Origin of the sequence: Dactylosporangium roseum, from assembly GCF_025264685.1 — a bacterium.
GTDB lineage: Bacteria > Actinomycetota > Actinomycetes > Mycobacteriales > Micromonosporaceae > Dactylosporangium > Dactylosporangium roseum.
On the sequence record NZ_CP073721.1, the window covers coordinates 3,017,464 to 3,035,451 of the forward strand.

Genomic DNA, 17,988 nt, shown 5'->3' on the forward strand with positions numbered 1-17,988 from the left:
CCGACGGCGCGGATCGCGCGCCGCGTGGTGAGCCGGACGGCGGGGCGGAAGTCGAGGTGCTGGACCGGCTGCGGTCCGCCTCCGCCGAACAGGTCCTGGACTTCATCGACAACGAACTCGGAGCGCTCTGATGGTGAACCGCCATGGCGGATGAGGAACGGCTCGTCGACTACCTCAAGCGGGTCGCGACCGATCTCCACCACACCAGGCAGCGGCTGCGTGACGTGGAGGAGCGCGCCGCAGAGCCGATCGCCATCGTGGGCATGGCCTGCCGGTTGCCCGGCGGCGTCGACTCTCCCGAGGCGCTGTGGCGGCTGCTGGCCGAGGGCGGCGAGGCGCTGTCGGCGTTCCCGGCCGACCGCGGCTGGGACCTGGACGCGCTGTTCGACGCCGATCCCGACCACCACGGGACGAGCTACCAGCGGCGCGGCGGCTTCATCCGGGACGCCGACCGGTTCGACGCCGCGTTCTTCGGGATCAGCCCGCGTGAGGCGCTGGTGATGGATCCGCAGCAGCGCGTGATGCTGGAGACGTCGTGGGAGCTGCTGGAGCGATCGCGGATCGACCCGTTCTCCTTGCGCGGGACCCGTACGGGCGTGTATGTGGGCATGTCGGGCGAGGACTACCTGTCGGGACTGCCCGGCATCCCCGAGGGGTTCGAGGGCCATGCCACGACGGGCCGCAGCACCAGCGTCATCTCCGGCCGCGTGGCCTACACGTTCGGGTTCGAGGGCCCGGCGCTGACCGTCGACACCGCGTGCTCGGCCTCCCTGGTCGCCACCCATCTCGCGTGCCAGGCCCTGCGGCAGGACGACTGCACGCTGGCGATCGCGGGCGGCGTGCTCGTCATGTCCACCCCGGCCCTGTTCACCGAGTTCTCCCGGCAGCGCGGCCTGGCGCCCGACGGCCGGTGCAAGCCGTTCGCCGCGGCGGCCGACGGGACGGTGTTCGCCGAGGGCGCCGGCCTGCTGCTGCTCGAACGCCTGTCCACGGCACGTCGCAACGGACGGCGGGTGCTCGCGGTCATCCGCGGCTCGGCGATCAACCAGGACGGCGCGAGCAACGGGCTGACCGCACCGAACGAACTCGCCCAGGAAGCGGTGATCCGTCAGGCCCTGGCCAATGCGGGCCTGACGGCCGCCGACGTGGACGCCGTGGAGGCGCACGGCACCGGCACCCGGCTGGGCGACCCGATCGAAGCCCAGGCACTGCTGGCCACCTATGGACGGGACCGGCCGCCGGACCGTCCGCTCTGGCTGCGATCCAGCAAGGCCAACGTCGGCCACACCGTCGCCGCGGCGGGTTCGGCGGCCATGATCGGCCTGGTCATGGCGATGCGGGCCGAGACGCTGGCGCCCGCCACGAACGTCGACGAGCCGACGCCGTACGTCGACTGGGACTCGGGCGCCGTGCGCCTGCTCACCGAGGCCATGCCCTGGCCACGCGGCGACCGTCCGCGCCGGGCCGCGGTCTCGTCATTCGCCATCTCCGGTACGAACGCGCACCTGATCCTGGAGGAGGCCCCGGGCGAGCCCGAGCCCGCGCACCCGTTTCCCGAGCTGCCGGTCGTGCCGTGGGTGGTGTCGGCTCGTGGCCCGGCGGCGCTGTGCGCGCGGGCGCAGCGGCTGGCGGAGCTCCTGGCGGCTGGACCGGACCTGACGGCCACCGAGGTGGGCTGGTCGCTGGCGACCAGCCGGTCGGCCTTCGAGCACCGTGCCGTGATCGTCGATGCCGACCGGGGGGCCGGGCTGGCGGCGCTCGCGGCGGGCGAGGCGCATCCCGCGGTCGTATCGGGCCGCGTCGTGGGGTCCGACGCGGTGCTGGTGTTCCCGGGTCAGGGACCGCAATGGGCCGGCATGGGCGCGGAGCTGCTGCGGGCCTCGCCGGTCTTCGCCGCCCGCGTCGCCGAGTGTGACGAGGCCCTGGCCCAGCACGTGGACTGGTCGCTGACCGAGCTGCTTTCCCCCGGCGCGAAGGACTTCGACCGCGTCGACGTGGTGCAGCCGGCGCTGTGGGCGATCATGGTGGGCCTGGCCGCCGTCTGGGCGCACTACGGCGTCAAACCCGCCGCGGTGATCGGGCACAGCCAAGGTGAGATCGCCGCCGCGTGCGTCGCCGGGGCCCTTTCGCTCGCCGACGGCGCGACGATCGTGACGGCCCGGAGCCGGGCGCTGCTGCGGCTGTCCGGAACCGGGGCGATGGCATCCGTCGGCGTGGGCGCCGATGACGTGGAGCGCTTGCTGCCGGACACCGGCGACGTGACGATCGCCGCGGTCAACGGACCGCGCTCCACCGTGGTCTCCGGCCCACCGGGACCGGTGGCCGCCGTCGTCGCCTCGGCGGAACGCCAGGGGCTGCGGGCGCGGCTGATCGACGTGGACTACGCCTCGCACGGCCCGCACGTCGACCTGATCGCCGACCGCCTGGCCGAGAAGCTGTCGGGCATCACGCCGGCGAGGTCCGACGTCGCGTTCTACTCGACCCTCACCGGCGACCGAATCGACACCCGCACGCTCGACGCCGCCTATTGGATCGCCAACCTGCGTCGGCCGGTCCGCTTCGCCGACACCGTCAGGTCGCTGCTGGACGGCGGATACCGGCTGTTCATCGAGGCCAGTTCCCATCCGGTGCTCACCGTGGGCATGGCGGAGACGTTCGAGGCGGCCGGTGTCACCGCCGTCGCTGTGCCGACGCTGCGCCGGGGTCAGGGCGACCTCACCCGGGTGGCGCTCTCCCTCGGCGAGGCATACGCCGCCGGGGCTGGCGTGGACTGGGCCGCCTGGTTCCCCCGCGATCCGGCCCCTCGGCTCGCCGACCTGCCGACGTACCCCTTCCAGCGCGAGCGGTACTGGCTGCCGGACCAGGCCGGCGGCCGGTCGGTCAACCCGTCGGCGCCGGGGTCGACGGCCCTGGCCGACGGCGGGCGAATGGTGTCCATCAAGGTTTCCGCCGCCCGCGACGGCTGGGCGTCCCAGCACGTGATCGCGGGCGCCGCGATCCTGCCGGGCGCGGCGCTGGCGGAGTGGCTGCTGCGGGCGGCCGGCGAGGTCGGCTGCGCGACGCTCGACGAGCTGACCCTGCTCCAGCCCGTACTCCTGCCCGGTTCCCGCACGCTCGGCGTCCAGCTTCTGGTCGATGCTCCCGGCCCCGACGGCCGCCGCGCGGCGCGGGCCTACTCGGGCTCCGGCGCCTCCGAGTGGGTGCTGCACGCCACGGCGGTCCTCGCCCCCGAGCGGTCGGGGTATGCGGGCGAAGCGGGACCCTGGCCGCCCGCCGGCGCCGAACCGCTGCCTGTCGCGGACTTCTACGAGAGGGCGGCTGCGGCGGGCTACGGCTACGGCCCGATGTTCCGCGGCCTCCGGGCGGTGTGGCGGCAGGGTCGTGACCTGCTGGCCGAGGTGCGGCTGCCGGAGGCGGCGGGCGACCCCGGCGGGTACGGCGTCCATCCCGCCCTGCTCGACGCCGCCCTTCAGCCGATCCTGTTGCTGGAGCCGCTCGAGGACGGGCGGCTCCGGCTGCCGTTTAGCTGGTCCGGTGTCGCTCTGCACGCGTCCGGCGCGGCGGCGGTACGCGTCCGCGTCTCGCCCCGCGGCGAGCGGTCCGCGGACGGCGTGCGCGTCGTCGTCACCGACCCGGCGGGGGCCCCGGTGCTGACCGCCGAGTCGATCACGCTGCGCCCGGCGAGCGTCGACCGGCTGCGGCACGTCCCCGACGGGCTGTTCACGGTCGAGTGGACACCGCAGGCGCCGGCCGCGGGCGTGGCCGGCCAGGTGGATCGGGAAGAGGCCGGCTGGAAGCGGATCGAGGCGGTGGACGCCGACGGACCGGTGCCGCCCGTCGCCGTGGCACACCTGGACACCCGCGGCGGACCCGCCGCCGTGCAGCGCGCGCTCGATCTGCTCCAGGACTGGCTGGCCGAGCCCCGCTGGAGGAAAAGCCGGCTGATGCTGGTGACCCGGGGCGCGGTCGCCACGGACGACCCAGACCTCGGCGGCGGCGCGGTGTGGGGGCTGACGCGCAGCGCCCAGTCGGAGCATCCAGGCCGGTTCATCCTGGCCGACATCGAGCACGAGGACGACGTCACCGTGGCGGTCCGGTACGCCCTCGCCGCCGACGAGCCGCAAGTCGCGGTCCGCGACGGCCGGGTCCTGGTACCACGCTTGACCCCCGTCCGCGAACCGGCGAGGCTGACCGGGCCGGTCGGCGAACGGGCCTGGCGGCTGGCCGCGGGTGCGGACGCTACCCTCGACGACGTGACCGCGGTGGCCTGCCGCGAGGTGCTCGAGCCCTTGAAACCCGGCCAGGTCCGCATCGCGGTGCATGCCGCCGGCCTGAACTTCCGCGACGTGCTGATCGGCTTGGGCATGTATCCGGACGCCGAGGCCCAGCCGGGAAGCGAAGGCGCCGGGGTGGTGCTCGACGTCGGGCCCGGCGTGACCGGGCTCGGTCGCGGCGAGCGGGTGATGGGACTGTTCGGCGGCGCGTTCGGACCGATCGCCGTGGCCGACGCCCGGACCGTGGCGCCGATACCGGACGGGTGGGATTTCCGGCGGGCGGCGGCGACCCCGGTCGCCTTCCTCACCGCCTGGTACGCGCTCGTCGACCTGGCCGGGCTGCGCGCGGGGGAACGCGTCCTGGTGCACGCGGCCACCGGGGGCGTCGGGATGGCGGCCGTGCAGATCGCGCGCCACCTCGGCGCGGAAGTCTACGCGACCGCGAGTCCCGGCAAGCACGCCGTGCTGGACGGCATGGGGATCGACGCGGCGCACCGGGCGTCGTCACGCGACGCGGGCTTCGCGGAGACCTTCGGCGCGGCCACCGCCGGTCACGGCGTCGACGTGGTGCTCAACAGCCTGACCGGCGACCTCACCGACGCGTCGCTGCGCCTGCTCGGGCCCGGCGGACGGTTCATCGACGTGGGAAAGACCGACATCCGCGACCCGGCAGCCTGTCCCGGGATCTCCTACGTCGCCTTCGACCTGCTCGCCCACGCCGGGCCGGATCGCGTCTGTGCGATGCTCGCCACGCTCGCCGGCCTGTTCGCCGACGGCCGGCTGGAGCCGCTGCCGATCCGCGCCTGGCCGCTGGGCCGGATCCGGGAGGCGCTGCGGTTCATGAGCCAGGCCCGCCACACGGGCAAGCTGGTCCTCGACGTGCCCGCCGGCGTGGACCCGGACGGCACCGTGCTCATCACCGGCGGCACCGGCACGATCGGATCGGCGGTGGCCGGACACCTGGCCCGGACCCGGCAGGCCGGACGGCTGCTGCTGGTCAGCCGGCGCGGCCCGGACGCGCCCGGTGCGGCGGAGCTGGTGCGCCGGCTGGCCGAGCTGGGCGTCGAAGCCCGCGTGGTCGCGGCCGACATCACCGACCCCGCCGCCGTGCGCCGGCTCGTCGCCTCCGACCCGGACCATCCGCTGACCGGCGTCGTCCACGCCGCCGGGGCGCTCGACGACGCGATGCTCCGGTCGCTGACGCCCGGCCACCTCGCCAGGGTGTGGGCCGCCAAGGCCGAGGCGGCGCACCGCCTGCACGAGGCCACGGCCGGGCTGCGGCTGGGCATGTTCGTCGTGTTCTCCTCGTTCGCCGCCACGCTGGGCACGCCCGCGCAGGCCAATTACGCCGCGGCCAACGCCTACCTCGACGCGCTGGCCGCGCACCGGCAGGCCGGCGGGCAACCGGGCCTGTCGATCGCCTGGGGGCTGTGGGCGGAGATCAGCGGGCTGACCGGGAAGCTGACCGAGGCCGATCTGGCGCGGTTCGGTCGGATGGGCGTCAAGGCCCTGCCGACCGACGAGGCCCTCGCCCTCTTCGAGGCCGCACGGCGCGACGGGCGCCCCTCGGTCGTCGCCCTCGGCTTCGACGCGAGTGCGCTGGCGGGTCGCCCGGGTGAGCTGCCCGCTCCGCTGCGTTCCTTCGCCGCCACCCCCGCGAAGCCGCGGCAACGTCAGGGCGACTGGTCGGCGCGGCTGCGGGACATGGCCGCGCCCGAGCGGAGGAAGGCGCTGCTCTCGCTCGTCCGCAGCAACGCGGCGACGGTACTGGGCCACGCCGGCACCGGCGCCGTGGCCGCCGAAGCGTCGTTCAAGTCCCTCGGATTCGATTCCCTCACGGCGGTCGAACTGCGCAACCGGCTCGCCGCCGCGACCGGGTTGCGCCTGCACACCGCGCTCGTCTTCGACTATCCGGAGGTTGCCGTGCTTGTCGACCACCTGCTCGAGCGGCTCGCCCCGGCCACCGTGGCCGCTCCCGACGAGCCGCCCGACGAGCTCGCGCACCTGGAGGACGCCCTGACCGCGGCGCATGAGCGTGACGCCGGGGCGGTCACCGCGCGGCTGGAGGCGTTGCTCGCCCGGTGGAAGAAGGAGCGGCCGACCGACGACGACGCGGCCGACCGGCTGCGTGACGCCGACGCCGGCGAACTGCTCGAGTTCATCGACAACGAACTGGGCTTGTGATCTCACGATGGTCAGTCAGCAGAAGCTCGTGGACTACCTGCGACGCGTCACCACCGAGCTGCACGACGCGTTGCGGCGGCTGGACGCCGCGGAGCAGCGGGACGCCGAACCGATAGCGGTGGTCGCGATGGCCTGCCGGTTCCCCGGCCAGGTGCGGTCGCCGGAAGACCTGTGGGATCTGGTCGGCTCCGGCGGCGACGCCATCGGAGCGTTCCCCGCCGATCGCGGCTGGGACACGGACCGGCTGTTCCATCCGGACCCCGGCCACCCCGGCACGAGCGTCGCGACCGAAGGCGGCTTCCTCGACGACGCCACCCTGTTCGACCCCGAGTTCTTCGGCCTGAGCCCACGCGAGGCGGTGACGCTCGACCCCCAGCAGCGTCAGCTCCTTGAGGTGTCGTGGGAGCTGCTGGAACGGGCCGGCATCGTACCGGCCGCGCTCAAGGGCAGCCGGACCGGTGTCTACGTCGGAACGGCGCTGCCCGGCTTCGGCGCACCGCACGTCGACCACGCCGCCGAGGGCCACCTGATCACCGGCAACGCGCCGAGCGTGCTATCGGGTCGCGTGGCCTACACACTCGGCCTCGAGGGCCCCGCGCTGACGATAGACACTGCCTGCTCCTCGTCGCTGGTGGCGGTCCACCTCGCCTGCACCGCCCTGCGACGCGGCGAGTGCACCATGGCGCTGGCGGGCGGGGTCACCGTCATGGCCCTGCCGTCCGTGTTCACCGAGTTCTCCCGGCAGCGCGGGCTGGCGCCCGACGGCCGGTGCAAGCCGTTCGCGGCCGCCGCGGACGGCACCGGCTTCTCCGAGGGTGTCGGGCTCGTGCTGCTGGAACGCCTTTCGCAGGCGCGGCGGGCCGGTCACGACGTGCTCGCGCTGATCCGCGGTTCGGCGGTCAACTCCGACGGGGCGAGCAACGGCCTGACCGCACCGAACGGCCCGGCCCAGCAGCGGGTGATCCGGCAGGCGCTCGAGTCCGCGCGGTTGTCCGCCACGGACGTGGACGCCGTGGAGGCGCACGGGACCGGTACCCGGCTGGGCGACCCGATCGAGGCACGCGCCCTGCTGGCCGAGTACGGCCGGGGGCGCGGGGACGACCAGCCGCTACGGCTGGGGGCTGTCAAGTCCAACCTCGGCCACACGCAGGGCGCGGCGGGCATCGCCGGCTTGATCAAGATGGTGCTGGCGCTGCGCAACGAGCACCTTCCCGCCACGCTCCACGTCGACCGGCCCACACCGGACGTGGACTGGGACAGCGGCGCGGTCCGGCTGCTCACCGAACCCGTCCCGTGGCCGCGCGGGGCACGCCCCCGCCGGGCTGCGGTCTCGTCGTTCGGTATCTCGGGCACCAACGCGCACCTGATCATCGAGGAGCCGCCGGACCCGGAGCCCGCGCCACCGCCCTCGGCCCCCGCACTGGTGGCCTGGCCGCTGTCGGGACGTACGCCGCAGGCGCTGACGGCACAGGCGGAGGCCCTCGTCCGCCACCTGGCGGCGCATCCGGAGGCGGACCCCGCCGCCGTGAGTTTCGCGCTGTCGCGGACCCGCACACCGTTCGAACACCGGGCGGTGCTCCTCGGCGACAGGCGCGACGAACTGCACGCCGGACTGGCCGCCCTGGCCGGCGAGGGTCGTCACCGCGGCCTGACCCGATCGGGCCGTGCCGTGCGCGACGGCGACACCGCGGTCCTGTTCACCGGGCAGGGCAGCCAGCGGCCGGGCATGGGCCAGGAGCTGTGGCGCGCGTACCCGCCGTTCGCCGACGCGTTCGACGCCGCCTGCGCGCATCTCGACCCGCTGCTCGGCCGCTCCGTCCGCGACCTGGTGTGCGCGCCGGACGAAGGCGAGCTGGACCGGACGAGGTTCGCCCAGGCCGCGTTGTTCGCGCTGGAAGTGGCGCTGTTCCGGCTGGCCGAGTCGGCCGGGATCACCCCCGGATACCTCAGCGGGCACTCGGTCGGGGAACTCGTGGCGGCGCACGTGGCGGGCGTGCTGTCGCTGGAAGACGCCTGCACGCTGGTCGCGGCGCGCGGGAGCCTGATGCAGTCCCTGCCCGCCGGCGGCGCGATGGCAGCCGTCCAGGCGACCGAGTCGGAGGTGCGGCCGCTGCTGGCCGAGCGGGAGGATCGCGTCTCGCTGGCCGCCGTCAACGGCCCGGCGTCCGTGGTGGTGTCGGGCGCGCAACGCGACGTCGAGGAGATCGCGGCCCGGTTGCGGGGCATGGGACGCAAGACCAGGCGGCTGCGGGTCAGCCACGCGTTCCACTCCCCACTGCTCGATCCCATGCTCGACGAGTTCCGGGAGGTCGCGCGCGCGCTCTCCTACGCACCGCCGCGTATCCCGGTGGTCAGCAACCTCACGGGCGAGCTGGCCGAGTTCGAGCAGCTCGGCGACCCCGAATACTGGGTGCGGCACGTCCGGCAGCCGGTCAGGTTCGGCGACGGCGTGCGAACGCTCAACGCCGAGGGGGTGACCCGCTACCTCGAACTGGGTCCGGCTCCCGTGCTCACCGTCATGGCCCAGGAGTGCCTCTCGGCCGAGCAGCCCGCACCGGCTACCTTCGTCGCCGCGCTTCGCGAGGGACACCCGGAGTGCCGTACCTTCCTCACCGCTCTGGCCGGCCTGCACGTCGATGGGGCCACGGCCGACTTCGCCGCGCTGCTTCCTTCTGGCGCACGCGCGGTGGCGCTGCCCACGTACCGGTTCCAGCGGCGGCATTTCCGGCGGCCGAACCCGGACGGGGCCGCGCCGACCGCCGCCGGCGTGCACGCGGCCGACCACCCGCTGCTGGCCACCGCGGTCGAGTCGGCCACCGGAGACCTGCTGCTCACCGGCCACCTGTCTGTGCGCGTCCACGCCTGGCTGGCCGATCACGACATCGCCGGCGCCGTGCCGCTGCCCGCGACCGCCTTCCTCGAGCTGGCCCTCGCCGCGGCGGCCAAGGCCCGCTGCGACCGGATCGAGGACCTGGCTCTGCGGACCCCGCTCCTGCTCCCCGCGGCCGGAGGCGTCGACGTCCAGGTCGCCGTCGGCGTCCCCGAGGAGGACGGCGGACGCGCGATGGTGATCTACTCGCGCCTTGAAGACGAGGACGCATGGGTACGGCACGCCACCGGGACGCTCGCCCGCGCAGCGGATGCCCCACCCGCTGACACCGTCACGCCCTGGCCGCCGAACGACGCCGGCGAGATCGACGTCCCGCTGCTCTACTCCCGCCTGGCCGAGCAGGGCTACAGCTACGGCCCGGCCTTCCGCGGTGTCCACGCCGCGTGGCGTCGCGGCGACGAGCTCTTCGCCGACGTGCGTCTGGACTCCGCGCAGCACGGCGACACCCGTTCCTACGTCGCTCACCCGGCGCTGCTCGATGCCGCCCTCCACACGATCGACGAGCTCTACCTCGCGGACGGCCCGGCGGTACGACTGCCCTTCTCCTTCGGCGACGTGCGCGTGCACGCCACCCGCGGCCCCTCCCGGCTGCGCGTCCAGATCACCCAAACCGGCCCGGACGAGTTCACCCTGCGGCTGACCGACTACGGCGGCGCACCGGTGCTCACCATCGGCCGTCTGCGCATGCGGGCCATGCCGATCGGCCAGTGGGCGGGCCTTCGCCGCCCCGCGCCCACCAACCTCTACAGCCTCGCCTGGCGGCCGATGCGGGCGATGCCTGAGGTCGCCTCCCCGGCGGGGGACTGGGCGGTCATCGGGCACCACGACCTAGGTCTCGCGGACGTGCCGACGCACCCCGGCCTGGCGGCGTTGCGGGCGTCGATCGCGGCCGGGCACCCGGCGCCGAGCGTGGTCATCGTGGACTGCCCGGCCGCAGCCGCCGGCGACGACGTGCCCGCGCAGGTCCGCTCCGTCACCGCCCACGTGCTCACCGTGCTCCAGGAATGGCTGGCGGACGAGCGGCTCGGGACGGCCCGCCTGGTGATAGCGACCAGGGGAGCGGCCGCCGAGCCTCCGGACCCGGTGACCGCACCCGTCTGGGGCCTCGTCCGCGCGGCACAGGCCGAACACCCCGACCGGATAGCCCTGCTCGACCTGGACGAGCGGGCCGCTCCCGGCGTCCTGCGGGCCGCCGTCGCGGCGGGAGAGCCGCAGGCCGCGGTCCAGGCCGGCACCATCGTCGTGCCCCGCCTGGTCGAGACGCGCATCGACTCCGGCGTCGCGCCGCCTCCGCTCGACCCGGACGGCACCGTCCTGGTCACCGGCGGCACCGGAGCGCTCGGCCGCGCGGTGGCCCGGCACCTCGTGACCGCGCACGGCGTGCGCCACCTGCTGCTCGCCAGCCGCCGCGGCGGCTCCGTGGCGGTGGAGGAGGAACTGGGCGGGCTGGACGCGGACATCCGCACCGCCGCGTGCGACGTCACCGACGAAGCGGCGCTGTCCGCCTTGCTCGACTCGATACCCGCGGAGCACCCGCTGACCGCCGTCATCCACGCCGCCGGGGTCGTCGACGACGGTGTGCTCACGTCGCTGACTCCGGCGCGCCTCGACACCGTCTTCGCCCCCAAGGTCGATGGGGCCTGGCATCTGCACCGCCTCACCCGGCGGCACGACCTCACCGCATTCGTGCTGTTCTCCTCGGCGGCCGGCGTCATCGGCAGCGCCGGCCAGGGCAACTACGCCGCCGCCAACACGTTCCTCGACGCGCTGGCCGCGCACCGTCGGGCCGAAGGGCGGCCGGCGACGTCGCTCGCCTGGGGACGCTGGGCGGCCGACGGCGGCATGGCGGACGACATTGCCGCAACCGACTCGGCCCGCATCGCCCGCTCGGGGATCGCCACCATGACCCTCGAGCAGGGACTCGCTTTGCTTGACGCGGCGCTGGGCACCGACGAGCCGGCCCTGCTGACGGCCCGGCTCGATCAGGTCGCACTGCGGGCCGAGGACGCCGCCGAGTCGCTGTCGCCTGTCCTGCGCGACCTGGCGCACCCGTCGGCACCGGTCCGGGCGCGGCCCGCGGTCACCTCGTGGTCCGACCGTCTCGCGGCGCTGCCGGAGGCCGAACGGGACCCCGCCATCCGCGACATCGTCCGGGAGCAGCTCGCGACGGTCCTGGCCCACTCGAGCCCGGAGAGCATCGACCTGGCCCGGGCGTTCCAAGACCTCGGCTTCGACTCCCTGACCGGGCTGGAGTTCCGCAACGGGCTCGCCGCGGCGGTGGGCATCCCCCTGCCCGCCACCGCGATCTTCGACCATCCCACGCCCGCGGCGCTGGTCCGCTACCTGCGTGCCCGCCTGCCCGGCGCGGCCACCGCAAGATCCGTCCCCGCGCCCGCGCCGATCCCACCCGACGAGCCGGTGGCGATCGTGGGGATGGCGTGCCGGTACCCGGGCGGGGTTGACTCGCCGGAGGGCCTGTGGGACCTGGTGGCCGGTGGCGTCGACGCGGTGGGGGAGTTCCCGAGCAACCGCGGCTGGGAGCTGGGGGAGCTGTTCGATCCGGACCCGGATCGTGCGGGTTGCAGCTATGTGCGTGCGGGCGGGTTTCTGCACGACGCGGATCAGTTCGACGCCGGGTTCTTCGGTGTCAGCCCGCGTGAGGCGTTGGCGATGGACCCGCAGCAGCGGTTGCTGTTGGAGACGGCGTGGCAGGCGTTGGAGCGGTCGGGTATCGCCCCGGCGACGCTGCGCGGCACCCCGACCGGCGTCTACGTCGGTGTCATGTACGACGACTACGGCAGCCGCTTCCTGGGCCGGATACCGGCCGAGGTCGAGGGCCGCCTGATGCCCGGCAGCCTGCCGAGCGTCGTGTCCGGTCGCCTGGCATACACGTTCGGCTTCGAGGGTCCGGCGTTGACGGTGGACACGGCGTGCTCGTCGTCGCTGGTGGCGATGCATCTGGCGGGTCAGGCGCTGCGGCAGGGGGAGTGCACGCTCGCGCTGGCCGGCGGGGTGACCGTGATGGCCACACCGAACACCTTCGTGGAGTTCTCGCGGCAGCGGGGGTTGGCCGGTGACGGGCGGTGCAAGGCGTTCGCGGCGTCGGCCGATGGTACGGGCTGGGCCGAGGGGGTCGGTGTGGTGGTGTTGGAGCGGTTGTCCGATGCGCGGCGTCTTGGTCATCGGGTTCTGGCGGTGGTGCGTGGGTCGGCGGTCAACCAGGACGGGGCCAGCAATGGCTTGACCGCTCCGAACGGTCCTGCCCAGGAACGTGTCATCCGTCAGGCGTTGGCGAATGCGCGGTTGTCGCCGGCGGAGGTTGATGTGGTCGAGGCGCATGGGACCGGTACGACGTTGGGTGATCCGATCGAGGCGAACGCTCTGCTGAGTACGTATGGGCAGGACCGGTCGGGTGGCGCGCCGTTGTGGCTTGGTTCGATCAAGTCGAATATCGGGCATACGCAGGCTGCGGCCGGTGTCGCTGGGGTGATCAAGATGGTGATGGCGATGCGGTGGGGGAGGTTGCCGGCCACGCTGCATGTGGATGCGCCGAGTCCGCATGTGGACTGGTCCGCGGGTGCGGTGCGGTTGCTGACCGAGGCGCGGCGGTGGCCGCGGGTGGATCGCCCGCGGCGGGCCGGGATCTCCTCGTTCGGCATCTCCGGCACCAACGCCCACCTCATCCTCGAACAGGGTCCCGAGCAACCCGAGCGGTCACCGTCACCGGCCACCGACCCACCGTTGCCCTGGACCATCAGCGGCCGCGACCAGCAAGCCCTGCGAGCACAGGCCCACCAGCTCGCCGGACACCTCACCACCCACGCCGAGCAGAGCGCCAGCGACATCGCCTGGTCGCTGATCACCACCCGCGCGGTGTTCGAGCACCGGGCAGCCATCCTGAGCCGGGACCCGCGGGCGGCGCTCTCGGCGCTGGCCCGGGGTGAGGCACATCCGGACGTGGTGACCGGCCAGGCACCGCCGGCCGGCCCCGGCCCCGTCCTGGTGTTCCCCGGCCAAGGATCACAGTGGGCCGGCATGGGCGCCCGACTGCTGGAGGACTCCCCCGTCTTCGCGGCCCGGATCAACGACTGCGAACAAGCCCTGAGCCCCTACGTCGACTGGTCGCTGACCGACATGCTGCGCGGCGACGGCACCGAACTGACCCGGGTCGACGTCGTGCAACCGGTCCTCTGGGCCATCATGGTCTCCCTCGCCGCCGTCTGGCAGCACCACGGCGTCACCCCCGCCGCCGTCATCGGCCACTCCCAAGGCGAAATCGCCGCCGCCTGCGTCGCCGGCGCCCTCACCCTCGACGACGCCGCCAAAGTCGTAGCCCTGCGCAGCAAAGCCCTACGACAACTGGCCGGACACGGCGCCATGGCCTCGATCGCCGCCGGCGCGGAACCCACCACCACGCTACTGGCCGGCATCGACGGCGTGAGCATCGCCGCCACGAACAGCCCGACGACCACCGTCATCTCCGGGCCCACCGAGCAGATCGCCACCGCCGTCACCACCGCACACAACGAAGGCCTCCGCGCCCGCACCATCGACGTCGACTACGCCTCCCACGGCCCCCAGATCGACCACATCACCGACGAGATCACCGACGCCCTCGCCGGCATCACCGCCCACCCCACCGACACCACCTTCTACTCCACCGTCACCGCCACACCCCAGGACACCACCACCCTCGACACCGCCTATTGGATCCGCAACCTGCGCCAACCCGTCCGCTTCGCCGACACCATCACCATCCTGCTCAACCACGGCCACCACACCTTCATCGAGGTCAGCCCCCACCCCGTCCTCACCCCAGCCATCCAGGAATGCGCCGACCACGCCGGCGCCACCGTCACCACCATCGCCACCCTGCACCGCGACCACGGCGACCACACCCAGCTCACCCGGGCCCTCGCCCTCGCCCACTGCGGCGGCATCCCCATCGACTGGACCCCCTGGTACCCCACCGCCCTGCCATCGCGCACCATCGACCTCCCCACCTACCCCTTCCAACGCGAGCGGTACTGGCTGTCGGCGGAGAAGACCCCCATGCGGGTCACGGACCTCGGGCTGGGCGCAACCGGTCATCCGGTGCTGGAAGCCGCCGTGGAGCCGGCGGACGGCACCGGCTGCGTGCTGACCGGCCGCGTGTCGCGGCACCGGCTGCCCTGGCTGGCCGATCACATGATCGCGGACACGATGCTGGTCCCGGGGGCGGCCCAGCTCGAATGGGTGCTGCGGGCGGCGGACGCGGTCGGCTGCGGCGGCGTGGCGGAGCTCGTCATCCACGCACCGCTGACGGTACCGGCATCGGCCGCCGTGGATGTCCAGGTCATCGTCGGCGCCGCGGGTGGCGACGGCCGCCGGGAGGTGGGTGTGCACTCCCGCGTGGACCACGACGCCGCCTGGGTCCGCCACGCCACCGGCGCGCTCGTGCCGAAGCCGACCGCAGTCTCTGGCCCTGCCTCCGGCCCCTGGCCGCCGTCCGGGGCGGAGCCGGTGGACACGGCCGGCTTCTACGACGCCACCGCCGACGTCGGCTACGGTTACGGACCCGCCTTCCACGGCGTCCGTGCGGTGTGGCGGCTGGGGACGGATGTGCTCGCCGAGCTCGAGCTGCCCGACGCGGTCGCGGACCGGGACGGGTTCGGCATCCATCCCGCCCTGCTGGACGCCGCGCTGCATCCGCTGCTCCTGATGGGCCGCTTCAGTGACGGGACGGTCTGGCTGCCGTTCTCCTGGAGCGGCGTCACGCTGCACGCCGACGGCGCCACGTCGGCTCGCGTTCGCCTGTCGCCACTGGGCGACGGTCTCGGCGACGGCGTCCGGCTCAGCGTCACCGATCCGACCGGCGTCCCGGTGCTCGACGTGGCCTCGGTCGTGCTGCGCGAGGCGGACCGGCGACAGCTCGCGGCTACCCGCGCGCGCGGCGCCGGCGACGTGTTCGCCGTGGAGTGGGTGCCGGTTGCCGATCCGGTTGCCGTTGCCGTCGACGAGGCCGTGGTGGCCGAGGTGGCGACGGCGGAGGAGGCGCGGGTGCGGGTGCGGGACTGGTTGGCGGGACCGGATGGTGACGCTCGGCCGCTCGTGGTGGTGACCCGCGGCGCGGTGGGCGATGACCCGGATCCCGATGCGGCGGCGGTCTGGGGTCTGGTGCGTTGTGCGCAGGCGGAGCATCCCGGCCGGTTCGTGTTGGTCGATCGTGATGATGCCGGGGATGCCGGGGATGCCGGTCTCGGTCCGGCGTTGGGATCCGGTGCGTCCCAGGTGGTGGTGCGCGAGCGGCGGGTCCTGGTGCCACGGTTGACGCGCTCGGGTGCGTCGAGGCTGTTGGTGCCCAGGGTCGGTGAGCGTGCCTGGCGGCTTGGTATGTCCGGTGTGTCGGCCCTGGACAGTGTCGCGGTGGTTGGGTGTCCGGAGGTACTGGCGCCCTTGGCCCCGGGGACGGTGCGGGTTGCGGTTCATGCGGCGGGGCTGAACTTCCGGGATGTCCTGATTGCCTTGGGGATGTACCCGGAGGCCGACGGAGTGTTCGGCGGCACCGAAGGTGCGGGTGTGGTGACGGAGGTGGGGCCCGGGGTCACCGGTGTCCAGGTCGACGACCGGGTGATGGGGATCTTCCCGGGCGCCTTCGGCCCGGTGGCGGTCGCGGACGCACGGATGGTGGTGCCGGTTCCGGATGGATGGGACTTCGTTCGGGCGGCCGGGGTGCCGGTGGCGTTCTTGACGGCCTGGTACGGCCTGGTGGAGCTGGCGGGGCTGCGGGCCGGAGAGTCGGTGTTGGTTCACGCGGCGACCGGTGGGGTCGGGATGGCGGCGGTGCAGATCGCGCGTCACGTGGGGGCGCGGGTGTTCGCCACGGCGAGTCCGGGCAAGCAGGCGCTGCTCGCGGAGATGGGGATCGACGAGGCGCATCGTGGCTCCACCCGCGATCTGGAGTTCGAGGAGCGTTTCCGTGGCGCCACCGGCGGCCGCGGAGTGGATGTGGTGCTCAACGCCCTGGCGGGGGAGTTCACGGATGCGTCGTTGCGGTTGCTGGCGTCCGGCGGCCGGTTCGTGGAGATGGGCAAGACCGACATCCGTGTGGATCCCGGAGTTTGGTACCGGGCCTTCGATCTGGTGGCTGGGGCCGGCTCCGAGTCGATCGCGGTGATGTTGGGCCGGTTGCGGGACCTGCTGGCGCAGGGAGTCCTGGCGCCGTTGCCGGTGCGGTCCTGGCCGTTGGCGCGGGCCCGTGATGCGTTGCGGATGATGAGTCAGGCGCGTCATACCGGCAAGGTCGTGTTGGAGGTACCGGCCGCGTTCGATCCGGACGGCACGGTGCTGATCACCGGAGGCACCGGGGTTCTGGGTCGGCTGGTCGCCGCTCATCTCGTCGAGCGGTGGGGCGTCCGGCACCTGGTGTTGCTCAGCCGCCGGGGGATGGACGCGGCTTCGGTCGCCGACCTGACTGCCCGGTTGGGCATCGACGTCGCGGTTGTGGCCGCTGATGTGGCTGATCCGGTGGCGGTCGCCGAGGCGGTGGCGGGGATCGACCCGGCGCATCCGCTGACCGGTGTGATCCACGCGGCCGGCGTCGTCGACGACGGGTTGGTCACCGGGCTCACCGCGGAACGCCTGGCCGCGGTGTGGCGGCCGAAGGCGGACGGAGTTGCGGCGTTGCATGCCGCAACGGTGGGGCAGCGGCTGAGTTTCTTCGTGGTGTTCTCGTCGGTGGCGGGCACGGTAGGCAGTGCGGGGCAGGCGGGTTATGCCGCTGCCAACGCATATTGTGATGCGTTCATCGCTCGCCGTCGGGCGGCGGGGCTTGCCGGTCAGTCGATTGCCTGGGGTTTGTGGTCTCGGGCCAGCGCCATGACGGGCCACCTCACCGACACCGACCACGCCCGCCTACAGCGGGGCGGGTTCGTCCCGTTGCGCGACGAGCAGGGCACCGCGCTCCTCGACATGGCCCACGAGGACGGCGGCGCCCACCTCGTAGCGGTGAACCTCGACCGGTGGGCACTGGCCGGGCTGCGGCCGGAGGAGGTCCCCCCGATGCTGCGCGCGTTGGTCGGCCCGGCCGCGGGAGGTAAGCGGCCACTCGCCCGATCCGGTGAGACGTCCGCCGACCTGACGAGGCGGCTGGCCGGGATGCCCGGCGCCGAGCGGCACCGGGTGCTGCTGAACCTCGTGCGCTCGAACGCCGCCGCGGTGCTCGGCCATCGCCATCCGGACGAGGTTCGCGCGGACGTGCCGTTCAAGGAGCTGGGTTTCGACTCGCTCACCGCGGTCGAACTGCGCAACCGGCTCTCGGCGGCCACCGGCCTGCGCCTACCCCCGGCACTGGTGTTCGACTACCCACAACCGGCCATACTCGCCGGCCAGTTGCTCACCCGGCTGCAGCTCGACGGCGCGGCCGACGGACCGGCCGACACGGTCGAATCTATCCTCTCCGACCTCGGCCGAGTCGAAAGTGCCCTCGGCGCACTGACCTTGGACCAAGGCGGCCGCGAGCAGGTCGGCCGCCGGCTGCGCGGACTCCTCGCCCGCTTCGACGTCGACCGGGCCGCGCCGACGGCAGTCGACGTCGAGACCGCCTCGGACGAAGAGATGTTCGAGCTCATCGACAAGCAACTTCGATCGTCCTGATGGGGG

General features: G+C 73.6%; 2 protein-coding genes. Both read left to right on the forward strand.

Annotated features, from left to right (window positions below):
- Positions 1 to 143: 143 nt before the first annotated feature.
- Entirely contained in the window at positions 144 to 6,458 is a 6,315-nt protein-coding gene (locus tag Drose_RS14405; RefSeq protein WP_260728697.1) for a type I polyketide synthase, read from the forward strand.
- 7 nt (positions 6,459 to 6,465) lie between these two features.
- Complete coding sequence (locus tag Drose_RS14410) at positions 6,466 to 17,982, forward strand: type I polyketide synthase (RefSeq protein WP_260728698.1); 11,517 nt, start codon at positions 6,466 to 6,468, stop codon at positions 17,980 to 17,982.
- Positions 17,983 to 17,988 lie beyond the last annotated feature (6 nt).